Below are 3,283 nucleotides of genomic sequence, written 5' to 3'. Positions count from 1 at the left end.
GCTCAGCGCGGGCGCGGCCGTCGACGGGCTGGGGGGAAGGCGCTGGTGTCAGTCCCGGCCGTGGAAGCGGGCCTGGAGCGACCGCACCCGCGTGACCAGGGAGTCCACCGGCCCCTCCACCGCGATTCCGGGCACGATCTCGCCGACCGGCAGGGGCCGCACCGGCGCCGGGGGCACGCCCCACTCCTCCAGCCACGAGACGAGCTGCGCCGAGGAGCTCGCGTACACGATCCGGCCCAGCCCCGCCCAGCCGTGGGCGGCCGAGCACATGGGGCAGTGCTCCCCGGAGGTGTAGACGGTCGCCGCCGCCCGCTTGCCGGGGCTCACGCGGGTGGTCGACCACCGGGCGATGGCGAACTCCGGATGCTGCGTCGGGTCGCCGCCGGCGACGCGGTTGCGGTCCTCGAAGAGCACCGCCCCCTCCCCGGACACCAGCACCGAGCCGAAGGGCTCGTCACCCGCCTCCAGGGACTCCTCGGCCAGATCGACCGCGCGCCGCAGGTGGCGCATGTCGGTTTCGCTCAGCATGTCCTGCCTCTCTCCCTCTCCAGGCCCCGCCGTGGACCCCGAGCGGACTGCCCCCGCGCGACCGGGCCTTCCGGGGCCGTACTCCGGGGACCGCGCCTTCCGGGTCCGTGCTTTCCAGGATGGGGCCTCCCCCGGCCGCGCCCCGCAACCGGGTCCCGGAGCGAAGACCGGTGTCACCCCGCCCTGCGCACGCGCTCTCACCGGGGCGGGGCGCCGGGGGGACCGGGGTGCCTGTACCCGGCCCCTCCGCCTCCCGGAGAACCGCTGTCACACCGGCTCCGGGGTGCGCTCCTCGGCCTCGCGCTCGTCCTCCCCCTCCGCCGCACGCGCCTCCGAGCGGGCCACCATCCGGTCGTCCACCACCCGGATCACCGTGATCACCACGATCGCCACACCGGCCACGGCCAGACCGGTCAGCACCTTGGTCGGGTCGCTCACGTCCAGGTCGAAGAACCACTGCCCCAGCGGTGTCACCATCGCCAGCGTCAACAGGCCCACCATGGAGCCCACCATCAGCACCTTCCACCACACGTACGGCTTGGCCACCAGCAGCAGCACCCACAGCGTCGTCGCGCACAGCGTGATGACCACCGCGGTCCGGTCGGCCGGGTCGGGCACCGTCCGGCCGCCCAGCACCAGCAGGTAGGTCGTCACCGCGGCGAAGCCCGCCACCATGCCCGAGGGGATCGCCAGCCGCAGCGTCCGCATCACGAACCCCGGACGGGCGATGTCGGTGTTGGGCGCCAGCGCCAGGAAGAACGACGGGATACCGAACGTCACCGCGTTGATGAGCGTCGCGTGGCGCGGGAAGAAGGGGTAGGCCACCGCCAGCAGGCCCACGATGATCGCCAGCGTCATCGTGTACACGGTCTTGGTCAGGAACAGGTTGGCCACCCGCTCGATATTGCCGATGACCCGTCGGCCCTCGGCCACCACGCGCGGCAGCACCGCGAACCGGTTGTCCAGCAGCACCAGCTGGGCCACCGACCGCGACGCCGGGCTCCCCGAGCCCATCGCCACGCCGATGTCGGCCTCCTTCAGCGCCAGCACGTCGTTGACGCCGTCACCGGTCATCGCCACCGTGTGCCCGCGTTCGCGCAGGCCCCTGACCATGTCGCGCTTGCGCTCGGGCGTCACCCGGCCGAAGGCCGAGCGCCGCTCCACCTCGCGGGCCAGCTCGTCGCCGTCCTCCGACAGCGCCCGCGCGTCCACCGGCTGGTCCGCGCCCGGCAGCCCCAGCTCACGGCCCACCGCGCCCACCGACGCCGCGTGGTCGCCCGAGACGATCTTGACGTCCACACCCTGGTCCTCGAAGTAGTCCAGGGTCGGACCGGCGTCCTCGCGCAGCCTCTGGTCCAGCACCACCAGGGCCGCCGGCAGCACGGTCCCGGGGGCCTCGTCGGAGTCCACCCGCGCCGACGCGCGGGCCAGCAGCAGCACCCGGTGGCCCTGCGCGCCCAGCCGGGCCGCCTCGGCCGCCGCCGGGTCCCGCGGGGAGACCAGCACGTCGGCCGCGCCCAGCACCCAGTGCTCCTCGCCGCCGGAGGCCAGGAAGCTGGCCCCGCTCCACTTGCGGGCGGACGAGAACGGCGCCAGCGCCGTGACCGTCCAGTCGGGAGCCGTCTGGCCCGCGGCCTCGCACCCGCGCGCGATCGCCGCCATGCTCGCGTTGTGGTCGGGGTCGCTGGCCGCCAGCGCAGCCAGCACGAGCGAGGGGGAGTCCTCCCCGCCGTGCCCGCCCAGGTCGCGGATCCCGGCCAGCTTCATGCCCGCCTCGGTCAGCGTGCCCGTCTTGTCGGTGCACACCACGTCCACACGGGCCAGGCCCTCGATCGCGGGCAGCTCCTGCACCAGGCACTTGTGCCTCCCCAGCCGGATCACCCCGACCGCGAACGCGATGCTGGTGAGCAGGACCAGGCCCTCGGGGATCATCGACACCAGGGCCGCGACCATGCTGCGCAGGGCGTCCGCCAGCGGGCCGGAGATCTGGCCGCCCGACGTCGACTCCTCCAGGCCCACGTGCCCGCCCAGGACCAGTTGGCTGTAGATCAGCAGGGCGCCGATCGGGAACAGCGCGTAGGTGATCCAGGTCAGGATGCGGTTGATGCCCGACCGCAGCTCCGAGTGCACCAGTGAGAAGCGGCTCGCCTCCTCGGCCAGCCGCGCCGCGTAGGCGTGCCGCCCCACCTTGGTGGCCCGGAACCGGCCGGTGCCCGCCACCACGAAGCTGCCCGACATCACCGTGTCCCCGGGCCGCTTGACCACCGGGTCGGCCTCGCCGGTCAGCAGCGACTCGTCGACCTCCAGCCCCCCGGCCCAGGTGACGGTGCCGTCGACCACGATCTGGTCGCCCACGCCCACTTCCAGGACCTCGTCCAGGACGATCTCCTGCGTGGCCACGTGCACGGTGGCGCCGTCGCGCACCACCCGGGGCCGGGCGGCGTTGACGATGGCGAGCTTGTCCAGGGTGCGCTTGGCCCGCAGCTCCTGGACGATGCCGATCAGCGTGTTGAAGAGGATGACCATCGCGAACAGCCCGTCCTGCACCGGGCCGATCACCGCGATGATCGAGAACAGCACCGCGACCATGGCGTTGATCCGGGTGAACACGTTGCCGCGGATGATCTGGCCGACCGTGCGGCTCGCGCGCACCGGCACGTCGTTGGTCCGCCCCGCCGAGACCCGCTCGGCGACCTGCTGGCTGCTCAGCCCCGTCTCGGGCGGCGGAAGCCGCGTCCCGCGGCCTGTCCGCGGT

Annotated in this window: 2 protein-coding genes; both read right to left on the bottom strand. The window is 73.6% G+C overall.

What is annotated here, in order from left to right:
- Positions 1-48: 48 nt before the first annotated feature.
- Positions 49-528: a nucleoside deaminase gene (locus tag DQW06_RS01760; protein ID WP_117197841.1), complete on the bottom strand. Its 480-nt coding sequence runs from the start codon at positions 526-528 to the stop codon at positions 49-51.
- Between the two features lie 267 nt (positions 529-795).
- A partial coding sequence (locus tag DQW06_RS01755; protein ID WP_370449040.1) for an HAD-IC family P-type ATPase occupies positions 796-3,283 on the bottom strand: 2,488 nt, incomplete at its 5' end.

Source organism: Nocardiopsis sp. TNDT3 (genome assembly GCF_003427465.1).
Taxonomy (GTDB): Bacteria; Actinomycetota; Actinomycetes; order Streptosporangiales; family Streptosporangiaceae; genus Nocardiopsis; species Nocardiopsis dassonvillei.
This window is presented reverse-complemented; position numbering and strand designations above follow the sequence as displayed.